Origin of the sequence: Methanospirillum hungatei (genome assembly GCF_020216685.1) — an archaeon.
In the GTDB taxonomy this organism is placed as follows: Archaea; Halobacteriota; Methanomicrobia; order Methanomicrobiales; family Methanospirillaceae; genus Methanospirillum; species Methanospirillum hungatei_B.
This window is the reverse complement of the sequence record NZ_JAIWNS010000241.1, coordinates 1-6117: the sequence shown is the minus strand read 5'-3', so window position 1 is coordinate 6117 and position 6117 is coordinate 1. Positions and strand designations below refer to the sequence as shown.

The window sequence follows — 6117 nt, the reverse complement described above, 5'->3', positions numbered from 1 at the left end:
TTCGTCCCCAATTATTGAAAATATCGTTTTTCTGTTAATCAAAATCTCCCCCTCTTTTCTGTATCCTAAATATTGGGGGTTTTCATTACCGATAAATAATGCAGGATACCCCTCGTTTAGATTTGCTGAATACATCCATATTTCTCCATTCTCATCTGGGGTTGCATAAATGAAAGGGGTATCTTCATTAAAAGAGACAGCATTAAACCCATCGTCAAATAATTCGGTCGCTTTATTGGTTGTTTTAATTTCCTCAAGGGTCTTCTTTGTTCGAATGATATCATATTCTTTCAAACCTCAAAAGACTTCATACGATTGTTTCAGTGATTCTTCTGAAATTAATCTCTCTAAAATTATCTTTTGTTGATTCGCCTCATCGAATTTTTCAGGGTGTCTTTTAAACTCATCAGCATTATGGCCATATCGTGCTGCTGCATTAATGTATGTGGAATCTTTGACCTATTCGTTTATCGCCTTCTTTTGAGTCTCGGACAAATCTACCCTGTAAACAGGGGGAATATCTTTTGTTTGGTATGTTTTCACGACTAGATCATTATTTGGAAGGGATTATTTTTTTATTGCTTTCTTTTACCTTGAAATATGGAATCCTTCTGACTATCTGAAAGGAGAGTGAATATTTGCAAATGTAAAACCTTGGCTTTATTGAGGCTCGGATAAGAAATATTGCTCAATTTGGTTCCGACTCTCTGATGTGTTTGCCCTGACCTGTCTAGTACTCATTCGCCCCGTTAAACATTATTTCATGTATCCAATTGAACTATCGCAAGCCCCTCAAATATCTCCCGGATATACCCGGGATTTTTCTGATACACGACATGGCTTTTCGTTGGCATTCCCCGGAATGTCTCACTCACCGTCTTTTGGTCGGTGACGGAGATGATATATGCATCAAGGAGTATCTCGGTTGTTATCCCTTTCTCTTTTAATCTTTTTTGGATGAAGGGTTCGTATTCTTTTCTGATGTTTTTGCAGAGATTATGTTTTTCCCGATCTTTGTCCGTGTCATGGGCAAGTCCATAAGGATCAAGGAAGACGATCTGCTGCCGGTCTCCCTGGATCATCCAGAAGATATAGTCTGGATAAAAGTAAGCGGTTTCGAAGAGTCCGACTCCCACTCGTGTACGGTTCCGGAGGAGAAAACATTCATACCCGGAATACCGATCCTTTTCAGAGGTGAGATAGCCGGCAAGGTCTTTGATGAATTGTTCTTCTCCCTCATTTATTCCGAGTGGTTGAATCGTAAGGATTAACCTTTCGTTTTGATCGTATTTGGTTTTAAATCGAAAATATCTGGATAAATAATGAATTAAAACGAGTCTATTATTATATAATGTTCAACTGGTCATCTCTATAACAGTATAGACGATCATGATATTTATGCAAGGGGCAGATCGTATGTATCAGTACTGGGGAAAAGCCAGAATTGATTGTGAGCCTCGCTATCATCTCCTCGTATATCATTCTCTTGATGTTGCGGCAGTTGGAAACAGGATTTTATCTCATCATCCAATTCTGGTACAAAGGATATCTTCTGTACTGAGAATTAATCAGGATCAGGTTATTCCATTAATATGTTTTATTCTTGCTATTCATGATCTTGGTAAGTTTTCTGAAAGTTTTCAGGGAATGGTGAAGGATATTTTTCTTCAAATTCATGGAAGAGATCCAAGATTATGTAATCAGCTTCATCATAGCAATCTTGGAATCAAGATATTTGAAAAAATTTTTGAAAAAACCGATCTCAATCTTACCAAAAATCTTTGTGATGGTGATTTGTTAGAATTCTATTTAGGATACAAATATTGTCTGAATGCCACATTTGGGCATCATGGAATGCCTCCCGATATGGGTGCAATAAATTATACTCCTCATTATCTGGTTGTGACTGATGATGACATCTCTGCTGCCTCAGATTTTGTACAAGAATCTGCCCATCTGTTTCTTCATGATCTCAATACCAAAATCCCGACTCAGGATGATGAATCCCTCAGTGCTCAAATTTCATGGTTACTAGCAGGGCTCGTTATCATCTCTGACTGGATAGGCTCTTCAGGATTTTTCCCGTTCCATAATAGTAAGATACCGCTTAAGGTTTACTGGAAACAAACTCTTGATATTGCTGAGCGGGCCTTACCGGTTTGTGGGTTATCTGATTATCCGGTGAATCCTGAAACGGGCATTCGATCATTATTTCCTGTATTCTCTGCTGGAGAAAGAGCTCCAAGTCCGCTTCAGGAGTTAGTGAGCACCCTTCAATTAGGGGCCGGACCTCATCTGTTTATTATTGAAGAATCAACCGGAGGAGGGAAGACCGAGGCTGCAGTCACTCTTGCTCACCGTTTAATGAATGATGGATATGGGGAAGGTATTTATGTGGGACTCCCAACCATGGCGACTGCGAATGCGATGTATGAGCGGATGAAGGACTGTTATCAACGGTTATATTGTCAGGGAGAAAACCGTCCCTCACTGATTCTTGCTCATGGTTCCCGTCATTTGTCAGATTCTTTTCTTCAGACTATCGGTCCGTATGATGATCTCTCATGTGGATTGGATCATCCTCAAGGTGAGGAATCTGGTGAGGCAGTATGTGCAAGATGGCTAGCAGATCATAAAAAATCTTCACTTCTTGCATCCATTGGGGTTGGAACGATTGATCAAGGGCTTATTGGAGTGCTCCCTGTGAAACATCAGTCTCTCCGTTTATTTGGTATTGCCAGGAATGTTCTTATTGTTGATGAGGTTCATGCTTATGACCGGTTTATGAATCGTTTGTTACGTTCCCTTCTCTCTTTTCATGCAGCTCTTGGCGGAAGTGCGATTCTTCTCTCTGCTACACTTCCGAAAAATCAGAAGGAAGAGTACATCACTGGTTTTTCGAATGGAGCAGGATATGCTCCATCATTAGATTTTGTAGATGAATATCCATTAATAACTCATATTCATCCACATGAATGTAGACAAATTCCTTTTTTATGCAGGCCTGGAACTGAACGCGATGTTAAGGTTACTTTTTTTCATACAATCGATGGAGTTTCAGAGTACCTGAATAAAGAATTACGATCTGGAAAATGTGCCTGTTGGATTCGGAATACCGTATCTGATGCGATATCGGCATATAAGATGATGAAAGACCGCGATGTTGCGTCGAAAATTCTATTGTTCCATGCACGCTTTGCTATGGGAGATCGTCTTGAACGAGAGCGAGAAGTGCTTACTCAATTTGGGACACAGAGTCTGGATGAAGATCGCAGAGGAGTTTTGTTGATTGCAACTCAGGTGGTTGAACAGTCCCTTGACATAGATTTTGATGTAATGGTTACTGATCTGGCACCCATTGATTTGGTTATTCAGCGAGCAGGACGGTTGCATCGTCATAGTCGTGGGATGAGAGACAAGCCGGTACTGGCGATTTATTCCCCCCCTTTTGATGACAATCCGAAAGATTCATGGTATTCAGAGGTATTTCCCGGTGGAGGGTATGTATACCCATATCATGGTCTGTTGTGGAAGACTGCAGAACTGCTTCGAAGTGAAGGTTCGATCCGGACTCCTGATAGATCACGATTTTTGATTGAATCTGTGTATGATCCTCAATTACCTCCATATATACCATCTGCATTAATTGAGCGGGATAAAGAGACAGAAAATAAAGACAGGAAGGCTGAAGGTTTAGCGGGGAGTCGTGCACTGAATATATCATCGGGATATGAACTTGGTTCTGGGCTATGGGGGGAGGATGATGTAGATAAAACACGTCTTGCAGATCCGACGATTCAGGTTCTTTTATGCAGGTGGGATCCGGTTAATAATGTTTTATCCTTATGGAGAGATATGGATCGATATTCTATCGATATGAGCAGAATTACTGTTTCTCAACGAACATATGATGTGAGGATTACTGTTAGCCCCTTGATTGAGTCAGAGATGAATCGTTTATATTCAATTTTACCAGATGGAGGGAAAAAAGATAGAATTATTCCTTTAATTCCAATCGATGACTATTATTATTGTCCCGTGGTTCACCCTAAGGGGAAGAAGATGGTACTAGAGTATGACACAGAGAAAGGTCTGGTCATATGTTCAGATGATAAGGTTTATAGTAATGCCGAAAATACGTAATAATCAGACTTACAATTATGAGGTTCGGAGATGATCCATCTATTATATGATGCCTGGATTCCTGTCGTAAGGAAGAACGGTGATTCTTGTCTTATTGCTCCGTATCAGATAACCTCGGATTATGGCACCAATCCGGTGATTGAACTTAATGCTTCACGTCCAGATTTTAATGGAGCTCTTATTCAGTTTCTGATAGGACTAATTCAGACTGTCTGTCCTCCTGAATCGGATAAAGAATGGACTGACCGGTTAGATAATGTAATTCCTTCAGATGTATTGAAGGAACACTTCAAGCAGATTCAGGATGCCTTCTATCTTGATGGTAAAGGCCCCAGATTTATGCAGGATATCAGTATTGGTGATGAGAAGAAAAATTCAGTTGACGGTCTTCTTATTGAAATGCCTGGGGAGAATACGGTCAAGAAAAATACTGATTTTTTTGTTAAACGCGATACTGTAAAGCAGATGTGTCCCTCTTGTGCTGCTATGGCTTTATTTACTCTTCAGGTTAATGGACCGGGTGGTGGAGCTGGGCATAAAACAGGTTTACGAGGTGGGGGGCCATTAACGTCTGTAATCTTGGGGGAGACATTGTGGGAGACGGTATGTCTGAATATTATTCCTTCAATAAAATTTTTTGGAGATGCGATAGCAAAACAAAAAAAGAGTATGGATATGATCTTTCCCTGGTTTGGGAAGATTCGCCTGAGTGATAAAAAGGAAAAAACTGGCGTGATCGATGTTAATCCTTTACAGATGTTCTGGGGTATGGGAAGACGGATATTACTTGATTTTGAGGACAAGCCGGTAGGGGCCTGTGATGTATGTGGTCTTGCATCTTCAGCAACCGTGTTGACATATCATACGAAACCTCATGGAGTTGATTATGACGAAACCTGGGACAATCACACACTTACTCCTTATTACCTGGATAAAGAAGTTTATCGCCCAATTCATCTTCAACCCGGGGGTATTACGTATCGAAATTTTATGGGTCTGATTATTCCGGATTCGTCAAGGAATATCAAGGTTTCCAGAACTGTAACAAATTTTCAGAATAATATTATTCGTTTAAAGCGGAAATCATTTAAAAAGGTTAGGTTATGGTCATTTGGATATGATATGGATAATGCAAAAGCCAGATGCTGGTATGAAAGCCGGATGCCAATCTACCTGCTGGATGATGAGAAAAAGAGAGAATTATTTGAAAATATTGTTTCAAATCTTATACTTACAGCAGAATATGTGTTGCAGTCTCTTGCCGGCTCAATAAAGGACGCAATTTCAGGACATGGTAATAAAGGAAAAGAACCTGTTGATTTAAGATCCCGATTTTGGAATGAGACTGAGGAATTGTTCTATGCTACACTTGATAGACTTTTTTTCTCTTTGGGAAATGTGGAGCAGATAGATCAAATAAAGCGTGAATGGTATCGTATGTTAGTTGGTCATTCTGTTTTGTTATTTGATTATTATACCCAGGTTTCATTCATCAGCGATCTGAATGATCCTAAGAGTGTTATCGATGCCCGAATCAAATTTAAAAAATTTACCGGAGAGAACACGAAAAAAGTTATTTCATTACTGGGTCTTCTCATGAAAGACTCAATGGAGGAGAAAAAGCTATGACTGATGTATATCTATCTATTGAATCAGATCCTGTCAGGGGGAAAATTCACTCCTGGTGGAAGGGATTGATTGAGAGCCGTGGAGATAGTGCTGAGTTACGGAGGTGTCATGATCTTACAGAAGTGTTTTTTTGTCCGGCTTTTCACAGGCTTTATCAGAGTCTTTTACCGCATGGAATGGTGAGAAGAGAGGCTTTGGCTTTGATTGCAGTAAGTCTTGCTCATGTGAAAGAAGACATTTCTGGTGTTACTTTTGCTCAGCAGATGGGTGAGAGCAGAATAGGTCAGACCCCCTCTGTTAGTGAAGCGAGATTTCGAAAACTTATTCGGTGTGAATCATATCCCG

At 40.1% G+C, this 6117-nt stretch carries 5 protein-coding genes; 3 read left to right on the top strand and 2 right to left on the bottom strand.

What is annotated here, in order from left to right; genetic code table 11:
* Together LDL35_RS13970 and LDL35_RS13965 are read right to left on the bottom strand one after the other, a co-directional pair.
* The coding region (locus LDL35_RS13970; protein ID WP_304023540.1) for a hypothetical protein at window positions 1-294 on the bottom strand (294 nt) is incomplete at its 3' end.
* A 467-nt stretch (window positions 295-761) separates the two neighbouring features.
* Window positions 762-1136, bottom strand: a complete 375-nt coding sequence (locus LDL35_RS13965; protein WP_304023539.1) for a hypothetical protein — start codon at window positions 1134-1136, stop codon at window positions 762-764.
* Between the two features lie 253 nt (window positions 1137-1389).
* Between LDL35_RS13965 and cas3 the strand changes: the two genes are divergently transcribed.
* From cas3 to casB, 3 genes are all read left to right on the top strand, one after another.
* Window positions 1390-4143, top strand: a complete 2754-nt coding sequence (gene cas3, locus LDL35_RS13960; RefSeq protein WP_369694945.1) for a CRISPR-associated helicase Cas3' — start codon at window positions 1390-1392, stop codon at window positions 4141-4143.
* A gap of 30 nt (window positions 4144-4173) precedes the next feature.
* Complete coding sequence (gene casA / locus LDL35_RS13955; RefSeq protein WP_304023536.1) at window positions 4174-5772, top strand: type I-E CRISPR-associated protein Cse1/CasA; 1599 nt, start codon at window positions 4174-4176, stop codon at window positions 5770-5772.
* Window positions 5769-6117: type I-E CRISPR-associated protein Cse2/CasB (casB, locus tag LDL35_RS13950; protein ID WP_304023534.1), on the top strand; the 349-nt coding region annotated here is incomplete at its 3' end. The genes casA and casB, both read left to right, overlap by 4 nt.